17 protein-coding genes and 1 tRNA gene are annotated in these 16921 nt (G+C 71.1%); 6 read left to right on the forward strand and 12 right to left on the reverse strand.

Features of this window, described 5'->3' with window-relative positions:
• From CCN42_RS14405 to CCN42_RS14440, 8 genes are all read right to left on the reverse strand, one after another.
• The coding region (locus CCN42_RS14405; RefSeq protein WP_479688074.1) for an ATP-binding protein at positions 1 to 844 on the reverse strand (844 nt) is incomplete at its 3' end.
• Positions 845 to 1171: 327 nt separating this feature from the next.
• Positions 1172 to 1381: a DUF4287 domain-containing protein gene (locus tag CCN42_RS14410; RefSeq protein WP_086736019.1), complete on the reverse strand. Its 210-nt coding sequence runs from the start codon at positions 1379 to 1381 to the stop codon at positions 1172 to 1174.
• Between the two features lie 163 nt (positions 1382 to 1544).
• On the reverse strand, positions 1545 to 3941 hold the full coding sequence (locus tag CCN42_RS14415) for an ATP-binding cassette domain-containing protein (RefSeq protein WP_086735974.1): 2397 nt from the start codon (positions 3939 to 3941) through the stop codon (positions 1545 to 1547).
• 53 nt (positions 3942 to 3994) lie between these two features.
• On the reverse strand, positions 3995 to 4411 hold the full coding sequence (locus tag CCN42_RS14420) for a VOC family protein (protein WP_086168539.1): 417 nt from the start codon (positions 4409 to 4411) through the stop codon (positions 3995 to 3997).
• Between the two features lie 10 nt (positions 4412 to 4421).
• The gene (locus CCN42_RS14425) at positions 4422 to 4844 is read right to left on the reverse strand and encodes a helix-turn-helix transcriptional regulator (protein ID WP_086168527.1); all 423 of its coding nucleotides are present in this window, start codon (positions 4842 to 4844) and stop codon (positions 4422 to 4424) included.
• A gap of 302 nt (positions 4845 to 5146) precedes the next feature.
• Positions 5147 to 5220 (reverse strand) — tRNA-Pro (locus CCN42_RS14430).
• 33 nt (positions 5221 to 5253) lie between these two features.
• Entirely contained in the window at positions 5254 to 6042 is a 789-nt protein-coding gene (locus CCN42_RS14435; RefSeq protein ID WP_086735976.1) for a Pr6Pr family membrane protein, read from the reverse strand.
• A 142-nt stretch (positions 6043 to 6184) separates the two neighbouring features.
• Positions 6185 to 7114, reverse strand: a complete 930-nt coding sequence (locus CCN42_RS14440) for a metallophosphoesterase (protein WP_086168526.1) — start codon at positions 7112 to 7114, stop codon at positions 6185 to 6187.
• A gap of 98 nt (positions 7115 to 7212) precedes the next feature.
• Here CCN42_RS14440 and CCN42_RS14445 point away from each other — a divergent pair, with 98 nt between their 5' ends.
• Positions 7213 to 7677, forward strand: a complete 465-nt coding sequence (locus CCN42_RS14445; protein WP_086735978.1) for a GatB/YqeY domain-containing protein — start codon at positions 7213 to 7215, stop codon at positions 7675 to 7677.
• A 161-nt stretch (positions 7678 to 7838) separates the two neighbouring features.
• Here the strand turns inward: CCN42_RS14445 and CCN42_RS14450 are convergent, their stop codons facing one another.
• Positions 7839 to 10157 (reverse strand): transglycosylase domain-containing protein, encoded by a 2319-nt coding sequence (locus CCN42_RS14450; protein ID WP_086735979.1) that lies wholly within the window; start codon positions 10155 to 10157, stop codon positions 7839 to 7841.
• Positions 10158 to 10587: 430 nt separating this feature from the next.
• Here CCN42_RS14450 and wblA point away from each other — a divergent pair, with 430 nt between their 5' ends.
• A complete protein-coding gene (wblA, locus tag CCN42_RS14460) occupies positions 10588 to 10926 on the forward strand; it encodes a transcriptional regulator WblA (RefSeq protein ID WP_063608098.1) in 339 nt (112 codons plus the stop codon).
• A 196-nt stretch (positions 10927 to 11122) separates the two neighbouring features.
• Here wblA and bagB read toward each other — a convergent pair whose 3' ends face one another.
• Both bagB and bagA read right to left on the reverse strand, forming a co-directional pair.
• Positions 11123 to 12526 (reverse strand): ATPase BagB, encoded by a 1404-nt coding sequence (bagB, locus tag CCN42_RS14465; protein ID WP_245877282.1) that lies wholly within the window; start codon positions 12524 to 12526, stop codon positions 11123 to 11125.
• Positions 12523 to 13500, reverse strand: a complete 978-nt coding sequence (bagA, locus tag CCN42_RS14470; protein WP_086735981.1) for an ATPase BagA — start codon at positions 13498 to 13500, stop codon at positions 12523 to 12525. Before bagA ends, bagB begins: the two co-directional genes overlap by 4 nt.
• A 106-nt stretch (positions 13501 to 13606) precedes the next feature.
• Here bagA and sp36 point away from each other — a divergent pair, with 106 nt between their 5' ends.
• From sp36 to CCN42_RS14490, 4 genes are all read left to right on the forward strand, one after another.
• Positions 13607 to 13768 (forward strand): Sp36 family protein, encoded by a 162-nt coding sequence (gene sp36 / locus CCN42_RS14475; RefSeq protein ID WP_003975360.1) that lies wholly within the window; start codon positions 13607 to 13609, stop codon positions 13766 to 13768.
• Positions 13765 to 14232: a RidA family protein gene (locus CCN42_RS14480; protein ID WP_043502815.1), complete on the forward strand. Its 468-nt coding sequence runs from the start codon at positions 13765 to 13767 to the stop codon at positions 14230 to 14232. The genes sp36 and CCN42_RS14480 overlap by 4 nt, the downstream gene beginning before the upstream one ends.
• 66 nt (positions 14233 to 14298) lie before the next feature.
• Entirely contained in the window at positions 14299 to 15174 is an 876-nt protein-coding gene (locus CCN42_RS14485) for an NUDIX hydrolase (RefSeq protein ID WP_086735982.1), read from the forward strand.
• Positions 15171 to 16001 (forward strand): MBL fold metallo-hydrolase, encoded by an 831-nt coding sequence (locus tag CCN42_RS14490; RefSeq protein ID WP_086735984.1) that lies wholly within the window; start codon positions 15171 to 15173, stop codon positions 15999 to 16001. The genes CCN42_RS14485 and CCN42_RS14490 overlap by 4 nt, the downstream gene beginning before the upstream one ends.
• Positions 16002 to 16100: 99 nt before the next feature.
• Here the strand turns inward: CCN42_RS14490 and CCN42_RS14495 are convergent, their stop codons facing one another.
• The gene (locus CCN42_RS14495) at positions 16101 to 16775 is read right to left on the reverse strand and encodes a Crp/Fnr family transcriptional regulator (protein ID WP_029382547.1); all 675 of its coding nucleotides are present in this window, start codon (positions 16773 to 16775) and stop codon (positions 16101 to 16103) included.
• Positions 16776 to 16921 lie beyond the last annotated feature (146 nt).

A 16921-nucleotide genomic window follows, 5' to 3' on the forward strand; every position in this document is an offset into this window, starting at 1 on the left:
CGGCGGGGCCGGCCGGGCCGGTCACCGCGTGAGCGGGCGCCTGCGTGTCCCCGGCCGCGTACCGCTCCGCGTCGCCGGCCGCCTGCGCGTCCCCGTCCCCTCCTCCGTCCCCGTCCTCGTCCGCCTCCGGCTCCGGAACCTCCCGCCGCAGCGGCCCGGCCAGTCCCGGAATCCGGCGGCACAGTTCGCCGAGGGGGTCGGCGCCGGGTACCAGCTGGAGCACCCGCCGGGCCTCGGCGTACCGCAGGGCGGGTACGAGGCCGGCGTTCAGCAGCGAGGACTTCCCGGCGCCCGAGGCGCCCACGAGCATGACGAGACCACCGGTCCCGCCCTCCTCCACCGCGCACAGCTGGTCGATGAGCGCCTCGGTGCTGCGCTCGCGGCCGAAGAACCAGCGGGCGTCCTCCTGCCGGTAGGCGGCCAGGCCCCGGTAGGGGCAGACCCCGGCGGGGAGGGGCTGCTCCGCCTCCTCCGCCTTCGGGGCGTCCTCCGGCCGATCGGTGACCGGTACGGCCACCGCCCGCTCCCACAGCCGCTGCCAGTCGGCCAGGTCGTACAGGCCGGGGCTCACCGGAACGGCCCGGATCCGGCGGGCCTGCGGGATCAGCACCTGGAGCACGGCCGCGAGGGCTGCGAACTGCGCGGGCACGTTCTTCGCCCGCCGCCAGTCGCTGATCCGCTGCGCGGAGACCCGTACGGGGCGCCCCCGCTCGTCGATCCGTTCCAGCCGGACGACCGCCTCGGACACTCGCTTCAAGGGCGGGTTGCCGGCCTCCTTGTACAGCAGCGCGAGCCGTTCAGCGAAGGCTGTGCGTGCCCCCGAGTCGCAGCCCAAGGCCTCCACCCCCTGCTTCCGCGGCACTGGACATCCGGTCCGGAAAACTCACTCTATATGTCTGACCTGCGACTTAGCCCTGTTCCGGGCGCCGGAACCTCCTCCTCCCGGGCCTTGAATGGCAGGATCACGACCGGATCCGAAACGGTAGCCACTCGGCCACGCAGCGCTAGCTCGACACCCGAACGTCCGGTACCGGTCCCCACGAGGGGAGGGACCGGTGCCGGACGAATGTCCGAGTTTCCTCTGATCTCCGGTGGCTTCCGGCATGGTCTCCGAAGGGCCGGTTTCCCCCGAGGGGGTGGTCTTCAACCCGCCGCTCCGCACCGGATGTCTCTAGAGCCCTTCGGCGAGAGTGTGCGCGACGAGCGCGTTGGCATGGCCGTGCCCGAGGCCGTGCTCGGTCTTGAGCATGCCGACGAGCTCCATGTGGCGCGTCAGCCCGGACGAGCGGATGATCTCCTTCCACTCGGCGATCGGACGGCCGTACTTCTTCTCGATGGAGGGGAAGTAGCTGGCGGGGCCCTTCACTGCGGCTGCGGTCATGATGCTGCGTCCCATCTGTGCGCGGAGCGACGTCATCGCTGTCGTCGCCGTGGTCACTGTCATCGACGTCGTCGCTGTTCATGACCGTCCGCCGGGACCGGAGTCATCGCCGCCGGGGTGTGCGCCACGTCACACCCCGGCAGGCGTCCTGCTCCACAGGTGCTCAGGCGCCGACGTACGCCGCCAGATGCTCCGCCGTGAGGGTGGAGCGGGCCGCGACCAGGTCCCCGGGCGTGCCCTCGAAGACGATCCGGCCACCGTCGTGACCGGCGCCGGGGCCGAGGTCGATGATCCAGTCGGCGTGCGCCATCACCGCCTGATGGTGCTCGATCACGATGACCGACTTGCCGGAGTCGACGAGCCGGTCCAGCAGACCGAGCAGCTGCTCGACATCGGCGAGGTGCAGACCCGTGGTCGGTTCGTCGAGGACGTAGATCCCGCCCTTCTCGGCCATGTGCGTGGCCAGCTTCAGCCGCTGCCGCTCACCGCCGGACAGCGTGGTGAGCGGCTGGCCCAGCGTGAGATAGCCGAGCCCGACGTCGGCGAGCCGGGTGAGGATCTTGTGGGCGGCCGGCGTCCGCGCCTCACCGGCGCCGAAGAACCCCTCCGCCTCGGCCACCGGCATCGCCAGCACCTCGCTGATGTCCCGCCCGCCGAGCCGGTACTCCAGCACCGACGCCTCGAACCGCCGCCCCTCGCAGTCCTCGCAGGTGGTGGCGACCCCGGCCATCATCGCCAGGTCGGTGTAGATGACCCCGGCGCCGTTGCAGGTGGGGCACGCGCCCTCGGAGTTCGCGCTGAACAGCGCCGGCTTCACACCGTTGGCCTTGGCGAACGCCTTCCGGATCGGGTCCAGCAGCCCGGTGTACGTCGCCGGATTGCTGCGCCGCGACCCCCGGATCGGCGCCTGGTCGACCGAGACGACGCCCGAGTCGGCCGGGACCGACCCGTGCAGCAGCGAACTCTTGCCGGACCCGGCGACACCGGTCACCGCGACCAGCACCCCGAGCGGAATGTCCACGTCGACGCCCTGGAGGTTGTTCGCCTTCGCCCCGCGGATCTCCAGCGCGCCGGTCGGCTTGCGCACCGACTCCTTCAGGGACGCCCGGTCGTCCAGATGCCGGCCGGTGACGGTGTCACTCGCCCGCAGCCCGTCCACGGTGCCCTCGAAGCAGACGGTGCCGCCCGCCGTGCCGGCACCGGGACCGAGGTCGACGACGTGGTCGGCGATCGCGATGACCTCCGGCTTGTGCTCGACCACGAGGACCGTGTTTCCCTTGTCGCGCAGCCGCAGCAGCAGCTCGTTCATCCGCTGGATGTCGTGCGGGTGCAGTCCGCTGGTCGGCTCGTCGAAGACGTACGTCACATCGGTGAGCGAGGACCCGAGATGCCGGATCATCTTCACGCGCTGCGCCTCACCGCCCGACAGGGTGCCCGCGGGCCGCTCCAGCGACAGATAGCCGAGCCCGATCTCCACGAACGAGTCGAGGGTGTTCTGCAGCGCGGTGAGGAGCGGCGCCACGGACGGCTCGTCGAGCCCGCGCACCCACTCAGCGAGATCCCGGATCTCCATCGCGCAGGCGTCGGCGATGCTGATCCCCCTGATCTTCGACGACCGGGCCCCTTCGCTCAGCCGGGTCCCGTCGCACTTAGGGCAGGTGGTGAAGGTGACGGCCCGCTCCACGAAGGCCCGGATGTGCGGCTGCATCGCCTCCTTGTCCTTCGCCAGGAACGACTTCTGGATCTTCGGGATCAGCCCTTCGTAGGTGAGGTTGATCCCCTCCACCTTGATCTTGGTCGGCTCCTTGTGCAGCAGATCGTGCAGTTCCCGCTCGCCGAACTCACGGATCGGCTTGTCCGGGTCGAAGAATCCGCAGCCGCTGTAGATCCGCCCGTACCAGCCGTCGACGCTGTAACCGGGGACCGTCAGCGCGCCCTCGCTCAGCGACTTGCTGTCGTCGTACAGCTGCGTCAGGTCGAAATCGGTGACGGAGCCCCGCCCCTCACAGCGCGGGCACATGCCGCCGGTGCGCTCGAACGTCGCCTTCTCCGCCTTCGTCTTCGCCCCGCGCTGCACGGTGATGGCCCCGCTCGCCCGCACCGAGGCGGTGTTGAACGAGTACGCGCTGGGCGGCCCGATGTGCGGGTCGCCGAGCCGGCTGAACAGGATCCGCAGCATCGCGTTGGCGTCGGTGGCGGTGCCGACCGTCGACCGCGGGTCGGCGCCCATCCTCGACTGGTCCACACTGATCACGGTGGTCAGCCCGTCCAGCACGTCGACCTCCGGCCGCGCCAGGGTCGGCATGAACCCCTGCACGAAGGCGCTGTACGTCTCGTTGATCAGCCGCTGCGACTCCGCGGCGATCGTGTCGAACACCAGCGAGCTCTTGCCGGAGCCGGAGACACCGGTGAACACCGTGAGCCGCCGCTTCGGTATCTCGACACTCACGTCTTTCAGATTGTTCTCCCGGGCCCCGTGCACCCGGATCAGATCATGACTGTCCGCGACGTGCGGGACGGACGAGGACTGCGGTGCGGCGCTGGCGGACTGGCGGCTCATCGGATCTCCAAGCGGGGGGCGGCGGGCTGCATTATGAGGCGACGCGGGCGGACTCACCCACTCCGCCGCTGCGTGAACCGCAGCATGTTGCCCGCGGGGTCGCGGAAGGCGCAGTCACGCACCCCGTACGGCTGGTCGACCGGCTCCTGCAGCACCTCGGCACCCGAGGCCCGGACGCGCTCGAAGGTCGCGTCGCAGTCCTCGGTCGAGAAGATCACCCCGCGCAACAGGCCCTTGGCCAGCAGCTCCGCCATGGCCTGCCGGTCCGCGTCGGAGGCGTTCGGATCGGCGACCGGCGGCTCCAGCACGATCTCCACACCGGGCTGCTCCGGCGACCCGACGGTCACCCACCGCATTCCCTCGAACGACACGTCGTTGCGTACCTCGAGGCCCAGCGCGTCACGGTAGAAGGCCAGCGCCTTGTCATGATCGTCCACGGCGATGAAGCACTGCGACAGCTTGATGTCCATGCCGCACACGCTACGACCGGGCGCCGCCCTTCGCTTCTCCGTTCCTGACCGGTCGCGTGAAGACCTTGGCGACGCAGGCCGGAATGTCCGCGCCCTCCTCATGGGCCCGCGCCCGGTAGGCGCTCGGGCTCTCGCCCACCAGCTCGGTGAACCGCGAACTGAACGACCCCAGCGAGGTACACCCCACCGCGAAGCAGACCTCGGTCACCGACAGATCCCCACGCCGCAGCAACGCCTTGGCCCGCTCGATCCGCCGCGTCATCAGATAGCTGTACGGCGTCTCCCCGAACGCGGCCCGGAAGCTGCGCGAGAAGTGCCCCGCCGACATGTGCGCCGCCCGCGCCAGCGCCGGCACGTCCAGCGGCTCCGCGTAATCACGGTCCATCCGGTCGCGCGCCCGCCGCAGCAGCACCAAATCAGAGAGCGACGTCATGGCACCAGCATGGCAGGCCCGCGACACCGTCCGCTCAGGGACTGATGCTGTCCAGGAAGTTCCCCACGGCCTCGACGACCCGGTTCTTCCGCCGATGCGCCTTGCTGCAGTACCGCCGCGTCCGCCACCGCCGCACCTGCACCACCGGCACCCCACACCACTGACACGGCACCGTCCGCCGAGATCCCCCGCTCATACGGCCCACGGTAGCGGCATCCTCCCGCCCGCGGCCCCGGGGCGCACGACAGGGGACACACGTCAGAAGGCCAACCGCGATCACGCGATTGGCCTTCTGATTGGCGTCGGGGTGGCGGGATTTGAACCCACGACCTCTTCGTCCCGAACGAAGCGCGCTGCCAAGCTGCGCTACACCCCGGTGTCGCTGCTTTTCGCGGCGACGTCGTTTACTTTAGCCCACTGGCGGCTGGAGGCGAAATCCGGTTTTGGAGCGGTGCCGGATGGGGTTCGGGCGGGCGTGGTCGAGGGCCACGAGGAGGACGGCGAGGACGTAGAAGGAGAGGCCGAGGAGGAGGGCGTTGCCGAGGACGCCCTTGTAGCCGTGCGCCTCGACGTCCAGGAAGGGGTAGAGGTAGCGGCCCGGGGTGCCGGACAGGAGCAGTTCGCCGCGGGCGAAGGAGATCACCAGGTAGACGAGGGGGTAGAGGAGCCAGTTGGGGGCTTGGCGCAGGTGGAGGTGGCCGGGGGCGGTGAGGAACAGCCAGTCGAAGACCGCCGCCGCGGGTACCGCGGTGTGCAGGAGGTGGTGGGCCGCCGTGTGCCAGGCGGCCGGGGAGGCCGCGGCCGTGTCGATCATCGTGAACGGGGTCGCCGCGTCGGCCAGCAGCAGGTGGTAGACCAGTCCGCTGATCGCCGTGTAGAGCAGTACCGCTCCGGTCAGGGCACCCGGCAGCGGGTGGCGGGCGGTCCAGGCGCGGCGGGCCGAGAGCAGCATGATCAGCGCCAGCAGGATGGCGCTCTGGACGGTGAAGTAGCCGAGGACCCGGAGCGGGCTGCCGAGCGCGAGGTGGATGGCCACGCCGGTGGCGGCGGCGAGGGCCGTCAGCAGGCGGAAGACGGCGGCCAGCGGACGGCGCGCGGGCGCCACCACCGCCCGGGCGGGGACGGGGGAGGGCAGCAGTGCGGTCATGCCCGGGAGCGCGGGGAGGTCCGGGATGTCCCTGGGTATCGGGGCTGTCATGCCCCTCACGCTAAGGAAAAAGGGCAAAAGGGGCGATTCGGGTGGGCCGAGTGGGTTAACCGGAGGTGGCCGGTCAGTCCGTCAGTTCAGTCGGATCGGTTTCCCGGCCCGCCGCCCCTGCCTCACCTGCTCCGCCCCGACCTCACCCCTTGCGTCCCACCAGCGTCAGCAGCGTCGCCTCCGGCGGGCAGGCGAACCGTACCGGCGTGTAGCGGTTCGTCCCGCAGCCGGCCGACACGTGGAGATAGGCCGTACGGCCGTCCACGGTGTGCGTCGACAGGCCCTTCACACGGTCCGTGTCCAGGTCGCAGTTGGTGACCAGCGCGCCGTAGAAGGGGATGCAGAGCTGGCCGCCGTGGGTGTGCCCGGCCAGGACCAAGGGGTAGTCGTCGGCGGTGAACGCGTCCAGGACGCGCAGGTACGGGGCGTGGACGACACCCATGGAGAAGTCGGCCGTCTCCGACGGGCCGCCCGCGACCTGCGCGTACCGGTCCCGCTTGATGTGCGGGTCGTCCAGGCCCGTCAGCTCCACCGTCACCCCGTCGATCTTCAGCGTGCCGCGCGTGTTGGTGAGGTTCCGCCAGCCGGCCGCGTCGAAGCCGTCCCGCAGGTCCTCCCACGGGTTGTGGACCACTCCCACGGCGGGCGGGTTGCCGTTCAGGCCGTGGCGGCCCTGCATCTTCTCGACCAGATAGCGGGCGGGGTTGCGGAGCTTGGGGCCGTAGTAGTCGTTGGAGCCGAAGACGTACGCCCCCGGGAACTCCATCAGGGGGCCCAGCGCGTCCAGGGTCTCCGGCACGCCCTCCGGGTCGGACAGGTTGTCGCCCGTGTTGATCACGAAGTCGGGGCGCAGTCCGGCCAGCGAGCGCAGCCAGCGCTGCTTCTTGCGCTGCCCGCCGACCATGTGGATGTCGGAGACCTGGAGTACGCGCAGGGGACGCATGCCCGGGGGGAGGACGGGGACGGTGACCCGTCGCAGGCGGAAGGAGCGGGCCTCGAAACCCGCCGAGTAGAGCAGTCCGGCGGCGCCAACCGCCGCGATTCCCAGGGGAACTCCGTATCGCGCGCGCATGGCCCCATCGTGTCAGACCCGGCGCCCGGCCCGGACACGGGCGTCGGCGCCGTAAATGCGCGGGCGTCGATCCGTGTGCACCTGCGACAATCACCCCCATGACCACGCTCAAGTCGAAGCTGCAGGAAGACCTCAACGCCGCGATCAAGGAGCGCGACGAGCTCCGCTCCTCGACGCTCCGGCTGACGCTCGCCGCGATCACCAAGGAGGAGGTCGCGGGCAAGGAGAAGCGCGAGCTCTCCGACGACGAGGTGCTGAAGGTGATCACCCGGGAGGCGAAGAAGCGGCGGGAGGCCGCCGAGGCGTTCGCGCAGGGTGGTCGCGCCGAGCAGGCCGAGCGGGAGAAGGCGGAGGGCGAGGTCCTCGCCGAGTACCTGCCCAAGCAGCTCGGCGACGACGAGCTGAACCAGATCGTCGCCCAGGCCGTCGAGGAGGCCAAGGCCGCCGGTGCCGAGGGGCCGCGGGCCATGGGTGCCGTCATGAAGATCGTGAACCCGAAGGTCGCGGGACAGGCCGAGGGCGGAAGGGTCGCCGCCGCGGTGAAGAAGTTCCTCGCCGGCTGACGGGCGACGGCTGACGGGCGACGGCCCAGGTTTGACGGCTGACGGCCGAAACCGGATCGGTCGATACGCGGACGCGGATCCGCGGATACGACGGCGGGGGCGCCCCCTGGTGATGGGGGGCGCCCCCGCCGTCGTACGTGCGACCGGCCAGGCCGGACAGGTCACGGCCAGTTGCCGCCGTTGCCGTTCCCGTTGTTGCCGGCGTTGTCGTTGCCCTGGAACAGGCCCTCCGGGATGGAGAAGGTCGGGTCCGGCTCGGGGCCGCCGGTCGTGCCGCCGGTGACGAGGCCGCCGAACAGGCCGCCGTCGTTCCCGCCGTTGCCGTTTCCGTCTCCGTTGCCCCGGTCGTCGCCGTTGCCGTTGTCGTTGTCGCCGCGGTCCTCGTCACGGCCTTCGCCGCGGTCGCGCTCGGCGTCGGGGATGTCGACGATGTTGAAGGAGGGAGCCTCCCTGTTCGACAGCGCGCCGGTCATGGCGTCGCGCCAGATCGGGCCCGGCACCTCACCGCCGTAGACCTTGGGGTGCCAGCGGCCGCCGATGGTGATGTCGACCATCTTGACCTGCTGGCTGGCGCTGCCGACCCAGACCGCGCCGGACATGTTCGGGGTGTAGCCGACGAACCAGGCGTTCCTGCGCTCGTCCGTCGTACCCGTCTTGCCGGCGCTCTCGCGGCTGGTCAGACCGGCCTGCTGGCCGGTACCGGAGTCGACCACGCCGCGCAGCAGGGTGTTGACGGTGTCGGCGGTCTTCTCGGACACGGCCCGGGAGCAGGTCGACTTCGGCACTTCCAGGGACTTCTGCTTGTCGCCGATCTTCTGGGTGATCGACTCGATCGCGATCGGCGTGCAGTACATGCCGCGGGCGGCGAACGCGGCGTACGCGGTGGCCATGGTCAGCGGGGAGATGCCCTTGGAGCCGAGGGAGATCGCCGGCACCTCCGGCAGCTTCTCGCCGTTGCCCTGCACCACGTTCAGCCCGTCGAGCGTCTTCATCACCGGGCACATGCCGATGTCGGAGATCATCTGGACGAAGTAGGTGTTGACCGACTTCGCCATCGCCTCCTTCAGACGGTACGGGCCGACCTCCGACTCGTCCTCGTTCTCGACGCGCGAGCCGTCCGTGTTGACCCACGGCTTCCCGTCACAGGTCTGTACGGGGCTCGGGTACTCCATGTCGTACGGCGACGAGTACTCCTGCGTCGGCGGGCGCCCCTGCTCCAGGGCCGCCGCGGCCACGAACGGCTTGAACGTCGACCCGGTCGGGAAGCCGAAGTTCGAGCCGCCCATGCCGTTGCCGACGTTGTAGTTGATCTCGGTCTCGTTGTCGCCGTAGCCGAAGGGCTTCGACTGGCCCATGCCGAGGATCTTGCCGGTGCCGGGCTCGACCAGGGTGACGGCCGCGGCGACCGAGTCCGACTTGTTGACGTGCTGGGACAGCGAGTCCTGCACCGACTCCTGCGCCTGCGGGTCGAGGGTGGTGCGGATGGTCAGGCCGCCCTGGTTCCAGAGCTTGGCCCGCTCCTCCTTGGTCTCGCCGAAGACCGGGTCGTTGAGGAAGACCTTCTCGACGTACTTGCAGAAGAAGCTGGCGCCCTTGACCGCGGTGATGCAGCCGTTCTTCGGGCGGCTCACCTTGAGTTCCAGCGGGCTCTTCTGCGCCCGGGCGGCCTCCGCCTGCGAGATGTCGCCGACCTCGGCCATGCGCTGGAGGACGATGTTGCGCCGCTTGACGGCCTCCGCCTCGTCGTTCACCGGGTCGTACCGGCTCGGCGACTGGACGATGCCGGCGAGGAGGGCGGCCTCCTGGAGGTTGAGGTCCTTGGCGTGCTTCGAGAAGTACCGCTGGGAGGCGGCCTCGACGCCGTAGGCCTGCTGGCCGAAGAACGTGATGTTCAGGTAGTTCTCGAGGATCTTCTTCTTGCCCAGTTCCTCCTCGACCTGGATCGCGTACTTCAGCTCCTTGATCTTGCGGCCGAGGGTCTGCTGGGTGGCCTGCGCGACCTTCGTCGGGTCGTCGCCGGCCTCCTCCACGAAGACGTTCTTCACATACTGCTGGGTGAGCGTCGAGGCGCCTTCGGCGACGCCGCCGCTCTGTGCGTTCTTGTTGAGGGCGCGCAGGACGCCCTTCAGGTCGATCGCGCCGTGCTGATAGAAGCGGGCGTCCTCGATCGCGACGATCGCCTTCTGCATGTACGGCGAGATGTCCGTGAGGTCGACGACCGTGCGGTCGCGTGAGTAGACGGTCGCGATGCTGTCGCCCTGGGCGTCGAGGATCGTGGTGCGCTGACTGAGCGGCGGCGTCTTCAGGTTGGCGGGGATCTCGTCGAACCCCTCGACCGAACCCTTCGCCGCGAGCCCCAGCACCCCCACGGCGGGCAGCGCGATGCCGGCCATGACGGCTCCCGCGAGCACACTGACACCGAGGAACTTGGCGGCCTGCTGCGTAGGAGACAGGCCCCCGCCCGAGCGCTTCTTTGCCATGAGGGCAGCCTACGTTCTCATTCGCCGGACACGCGTATATGCCTTGGCCTAAGCTGCTCTCGACTGTCACAGCAGTGGGGCCACGTATCAATACGTCCGGCGATGGCGAAACGTTCCCGGACTGGTCCGGCGACTTCTCGGAGCGCTGCCCGACGGTGTGTCGGGTGCGTGCCCGAATCCGCCTTGTGTGTCCCCTGCCGTCCGTTGTGGCGCAACTGAATCACCCCGGAATGCCGGGAATGCCGCGCATGTCGCAGGGTCACTCCCCCGGGTGATCTGCCGGTTGCGCATAGTCCGTTCGGGCCATTCAAGATTGGGCCCGAAGGGGGTGTTGCGCTGTGCCCACCTTCCGTAACGTCCTCAACTGGCGGCGGTGAATATGCCGCTGCCGCCGTGGGGGAGCCTCGATTCGGGAGAGGACGGCGCCGGTATGGGCTGGGTAACCGACTGGAGTGCGCAGGCGGCCTGCCGCACTACCGATCCGGATGAACTGTTCGTTCAAGGAGCAGCGCAGAACAGGGCCAAGGCGGTGTGCACCGGATGTCCGGTGCGGACCGAGTGCCTGGCCGACGCGCTCGACAACCGCGTCGAGTTCGGCGTGTGGGGAGGTATGACGGAGCGGGAGCGCCGCGCGCTGCTGCGCCGGCGGCCCACCGTGACGTCCTGGCGCCGGCTGCTGGAGACGGCTCGTACGGAGTACGAGCGGGGCGCCGGACTGGTGCCCCTCGACGACGACCAGGTGTACGAGAACTACGCGGCGGTCAGCTGAGCGGGGCCCTGCGGGGCCCGGACGGCGGAGCGTGCCGGGTGTCGTCGGCCGTCGCGGCCCGGGGGCAGGGCAGGAACCCGGCGGGCCGGCGGCTCGATGAGCCGGGTGGATGTCGCGGGGTGCCGCGCACGGGCAGGCGCGCACCACCGGCCGGAGCCACCCCACGAGCCACGCGCCGCCGCCACTCCCACCGGCCTCATTCGCCTTCCGTAGCGTCGCCTTCCGCGGCGTCGTCTCGTGGTGCGTCGCCTTCCGGTGCGTGGCCGTCCGGGCCGAAGCCTTCCGGCCCGCCGTCCTCCGGCGTGCCGCCCACCGGCCGCGGCCGGTACGTGGCCAGCCGGTTTCCGATGTCCCGCAGCCCCGCGAGGTCGTGCACATCGCCGGGCAGCGCGGCCACTTCGGCCACCGCCACCTCGGGGTGGCGCGCGGTGAAGCGGTCACAGGTGCGCTGCTCACGGGCGATCAGATGCATGCGCTCGGCATGCAGCCTCAGCAGGTGTGCGGTGAGCTGATCGACGGTCCGCTCCCCGGCGGCGTGTTCCGGGTCGGCGGGGGAGCCGTCGTCGGGAGCCGAACTGCCGTATGTGTCGGGAGAGTTACGAAGTCCAGCTTTCCCGCCCCCCTGATCCACAATGCGGGACTCCTCAAGATTTTCCGCGGCGGCGAGCGCCCGCTCGGCCGACAGCCGGTCGGCGCCGCTGCCGTGGACCCGGTTGAGCACCAGCCCGGCGAGCGGCATGTGCTCCGCGGCCAGCCGCTCCACGAAGTAGGCCGCCTCGCGCAGCGCGTCCCGCTCGGGTGCCGCGACCACCAGGAACGCCGTCCCGGGCGCCTGGAGCAGCTTGTAGGTGGCGTCCGCGCGGGTGCGGAAGCCGCCGAAGGTGGTGTCCATCGCGGCCACGAACGTCTGGACGTCCTTCAGCAGCTGGCCGCCGAGCAGCTTGCCGAGGGTGCCGGTCATCATCGACATCCCGACGTTCAGGAACTTCATGCCGGCGCGCCCGCCCAGCTTGGCCGGCGCGGTCAGCAGCCGGATCAGCCGCCCGTCCAGGAAGGAGCCCAGCCGCTTCGGCGCGTCGAGGAAGTCGAGCGCGGAGCGGGAGGGCGGGGTGTCGACGACGATCAGGTCCCACTCGTCCTTCGCGCGGAGCTGCCCCAGCTTCTCCATCGCCATGTACTCCTGCGTGCCCGCGAAGCCCGCCGAGAGCGACTGGTAGAAGGGGTTGCCCAGGATGGCGGCGGCCCGGTCGGGGTCCGCGTGCGCCTCGACGATCTCGTCGAAGGTGCGCTTCATGTCGAGCATCATCGCGTGCAGCTCGCCGTCGCCCTCGACGCCCTTCACCCGGCGCGGGGTGTTGTCCAGGGAGTCGATGCCCATGGACTGGGCGAGCCGGCGGGCCGGGTCGATGGTGAGCACGACGACCTTCCGGCCCCGCTCCGCCGCGCGCAGGCCCAGCGCCGCCGCCGTGGTCGTCTTGCCGACACCGCCGGAGCCGCAGCACACCACGATCCGGGTCGTCGGGTCGTCCAGCAGCGGGTCCACGTCGAGCACCCGCTCGGGAGCCAGGCGATAGTGGGTCGGGGTGGGCTCCGGACTCATGTCATCCCCTGCTTCCGCAGCTCGGTGGCGAGTTCGTACAGGCCCGCCAGGTCCATGCCCTCGGCGAGCAGCGGCAACTCGTGCAGCGGCAGGCCCAGCTCGCCGAGGACGGCGCGCTGCTCGTGCTCCAGCGTGTACCGCTCGGCGTACTCGTCGGCCTGCGCGAGCAGCGGGTCCACCAGCCGCTCGGCGTGCTGGCCGCCGCCGGGGCCGCCGAGCCCGGCGGCCGACAGGGACCGGGCGAGTTCGGGGTGCGGCACGGTGCGTACGAGGTCGAGGTCGGCCGCGTCGAGCAGCCGGGGCCGCACCATGTTGACGATGACCCGGCCCACCGGGAGCCGGGCGGCGCGCAGTTCGGCGATGCCGTCGGCGGTCTCCTGGACCGGCATCTCCTCCAGCAGCGTCACCAGGTGCACCGCCGTCTCGGCGGACTTCAGCACCCGCATCACGGCCTGCGCCTGATTGTGCACCGGGCCGATCCTGGCGAGCCCGGCGACCTCGTCGTTGACGTTGAGGAAGCGGGTGATGCGGCCGGTGGGGGGTGCGTCCATGACGACGTAGTCGTAGACGAACCGGCCCGTCTTGTCCTTGCGCCGGACCGCCTCACAGGCCTTGCCGGTGAGGAGGACGTCCCGCAGGCCGGGCGCGATGGTGGTGGCGAAGTCTATGGCGCCGAGTTTCTTCAGGGCCCGTCCGGCGCTCCCCAGTTTGTAGAACATCTGGAGGTAGTCCAGAAGGGCCAGTTCGGGATCGATGGCGAGGGCGAACACCTCCCCGCCCCCGGGAGCGACGGCGATCTTCCGCTCCTCGTAGGGCAGCGCCTCCGTCTCGAATAGCTGTGCGATGCCCTGCCGACCCTCGACCTCGACGAGGAGCGTGCGCTTCCCCTCCGTGGCCAGGGCCAGCGCGAGGGCGGCGGCGACCGTCGTCTTTCCGGTCCCGCCCTTGCCGCTGACGACCTGGAGCCTGCTCACGCCATCGAGCGTAACCAGTCCGCGCCCGGCCCAGGCGGGAGGCTGTGGATAACGTCCCCCGTGGCCGCCCGCGGGCCCCTCCCGCCACAGCCGCTACAGTCGCCCCATGACCAAGTGGGAATACGCAACCGTGCCGCTGCTCGTCCACGCCACGAAGCAGATCCTGGACACCTGGGGCGAGGACGGCTGGGAGCTCGTCCAGGTCGTGCCCGGCCCGAACAACCCCGAGCAGCTGGTGGCCTACCTGAAGCGGGAGAAGCAGGCGTGAGCGCGGTCGAGGCGAAGCTCGCCGAGCTGGGCCTGACCCTCCCGGACGTCGTGCCGCCGCTGGCCGCCTACCAGCCGGCCGTGCAGTCCGGCCCGTACGTCTTCACCGCCGGCCAGCTGCCCATGGTGGACGGCAAGCTGCCGGTCACCGGCAAGGTCGGCGCGGAGGTCACGCCCGAGGAGGCCAAGGACCTGGCCCGGATCTGCGCGCTCAACGCGCTGGCCGCCGTCAAGTCCGTCGCGGGCGACCTGGACCGCGTCGCGCGGGTCGTGAAGGTCGTGGGCTTCGTGGCCTCGGCCGCGGACTTCACCGGCCAGCCGGGCGTCCTCAACGGCGCCAGCGAGCTGCTCGGCGAGGTCCTGGGCGAGAAGGGCGTCCACGCGCGGAGCGCGGTCGGCGTGGCGGTGCTGCCGCTGGACGCGCCGGTGGAGGTCGAGATCCAGGTGGAGCTGACCCAGCCGTAGGACCTCCCGCAGGCAGGTGATCATCCGCCTCTCGAACATGCACGCGTTCCGGGATAGCCTCCGGCCATGGCGAACGGTCAGTGGTACCCCCCTGAGTGGCCGGAGCTGATCCGCGCGCTGGCGGACGGCACCCTCACCCCGGTGCGCCCGAGGCGCGCGGCCACGGTGATGCTCCTGAAGGACACCGGCGGCGGCCCCGCCGTGCACATGCTGCGCAGACGCGCCTCCATGGCCTTCGCCGGAGGCGCGTACGCGTATCCGGGCGGCGGTGTCGACCCGCGGGACGACGAGCGCCACGTCCGCTGGGCGGGCCCCACGCGCGCGTGGTGGGCCGGCCGGCTCGGAGTCGACGAGACGGCCGCCCAGGCGATCGTCTGCGCCGCCGTCCGGGAGACCTACGAGGAGGCGGGCGTCCTCCTGGCCGGGCCCACCCCCGGCACCGTCGTCGGTGACACCACCGGTGACGACTGGGAGGCGGACCGCGCCGCGCTCATCGCCCGCGACCTGTCGTTCGCCGAGTTCCTCGACCGCCGCGGCCTGGTGCTGCGCTCGGATCTGCTGGGTGCCTGGACCCGCTGGATCACGCCCGAGTTCGAGCCCCGCCGCTACGACACGTGGTTCTTCGTCGCCGCCCTCCCCGAGGGCCAGCGCACCCGCGACGTCTCCTCGGAGGCCGACCGCACGGTGTGGATCCGGCCCGCGGACGCGGCGGCGGCCTACGACAAGGGCGAGCTGCTGATGATGCCGCCCACCATCGCCACCCTGCGCCAGCTGACGCCCTACGAGACGGCCGCGCAGGCACTGGCCGCCGCCCCGGACCGGGACCTGGCTCCCGTCCTCGCACAGGCCCGTCTGGAGGGCGGGGAGATCGTGCTCTCCTGGCCCGGCCACGACGAGTTCACCAAGCACATCCCGACCGCGACCGGGGGAGGCCCGGCATGACCGACGCAAGCGCCCTGCCCGGCCAGCCGCGCGGCGGGGTCCTCTCCGGACCGGCCACCGCGCGGGCGGTCAACGTCCTCGCGCCCAACCCCTCCGCGATGACGCTGGACGGCACCAACACGTGGATCCTGTCCGAGCCCGACTCCGACCTCGCCGTCGTGGTGGACCCGGGCCCGCTGGACGAGGGGCACCTGCGGCACGTCGTCGACACGGCCGAGCGGGCCGGCAAGCGCGTCGCCCTGACCCTGCTGACGCACGGCCACCCCGACCACGCCGAGGGCGCCGCCCGCTTCGCCGAGCTGACCGGCACGCGCGTGCGTGCCCTCGACCCGGCGCTGCGGCTCGGCGACGAGGGACTGGCCGCCGGGAACGTGGTCCGGGTGGGCGGCCTGGAACTGCGGGTCGTCCCGACGCCCGGCCACACCGCGGACTCGCTCTGCTTCCACCTCCCGGCCGACCGGGCGGTTCTGACCGGCGACACGGTCCTCGGACGCGGTACGACGGTCGTGGCGCACCCGGACGGCCGTCTCGGCGACTATCTGGACTCCCTGCGCCGGCTGCGGTCGCTCACGGTCGACGACGGCGTCCACACCGTCCTCCCGGGCCACGGCCCGGTCCTGGACGACGCCCAGGGCGCCGTGGAGTTCTACCTCGCCCACCGCGCCCACCGCCTCGCCCAGGTCGAGACGGCCGTCGAGGACGGCTACCGCACGCCCGCGCAGGTGGTGGCGCACGTCTACGCCGACGTGGACCGCTCCCTGTGGCCGGCCGCGGAGCTGTCGGTGCGGGCGCAGATGGAGTACCTGGAGGAGCACGGCCTCATCTGAGACGGCGCCGCACGCGCGCGTACGGCGACGGGGTCCCGCTTCGTGAGAGGCGGGACCCCGTCGCCGTAACGGCTGCCGCGAGGCCTCGGGAGGCCGGTGTCAGCGCGAGCGCTTCGCCAGGCGCTCGACGTCCAGCAGGATCACCGCGCGGGCCTCCAGGCGGAGCCAGCCGCGCTGGGCGAAGTCGGCGAGCGCCTTGTTGACCGTCTCGCGGGAGGCGCCGACGAGCTGCGCCAGCTCCTCCTGGGTGAGGTCGTGGACGACGTGGATGCCCTCCTCGGACTGCACGCCGAAGCGGCGGGACAGGTCCAGCAGGGCGCGTGCGACACGGCCCGGGACGTCCGAGAAGACCAGGTCGGACATGGCGTCGTTGGTCTTGCGCAGCCGCCGGGCGACGGCGCGCAGCAGCGCGGCGGCCACCTCGGGGCGCGCGTTCAGCCAGGGCTGGAGGTCGCCGTGGCCGAGGCCGAGCAGCTTCACCTCGGTGAGCGCGGTGGCGGTCGCCGTGCGCGGGCCCGGGTCGAAGAGCGACAGCTCGCCGATCAGCTCGCCGGGGCCGACCACCGCGAGCATGTTCTCGCGGCCGTCGGGCGAGGTGCGGTGCAGCTTGACCTTGCCCTCGGTGACCACGTAGAGCCGGTCGCCCGGGTCGCCCTCGTGGAACAGGGAGTCACCCCGCGCGAGGGTCACCTCACTCATGGAGGCACGCAGCTCCGCGGCCTGCTCGTCGTCGAGCGCCGCGAAGAGCGGATTTCGCCGCAGAACGTCGTCCACGAGTTCTCTCCTTGTCGACCTGCTCAGGGGATCTTGTTCCCCCTTGTATCAGGGGACCGTGGTGCCCATTTTGCCGGACGGTCCGAACAGTGTGATCTGTCACAAGGATGCCGCACTGGTGTCCCGGGGTACGCGTCAGGGGTCCA

This window comes from Streptomyces glaucescens, assembly GCF_002154375.1.
Lineage (GTDB): Bacteria > Actinomycetota > Actinomycetes > Streptomycetales > Streptomycetaceae > Streptomyces > Streptomyces glaucescens.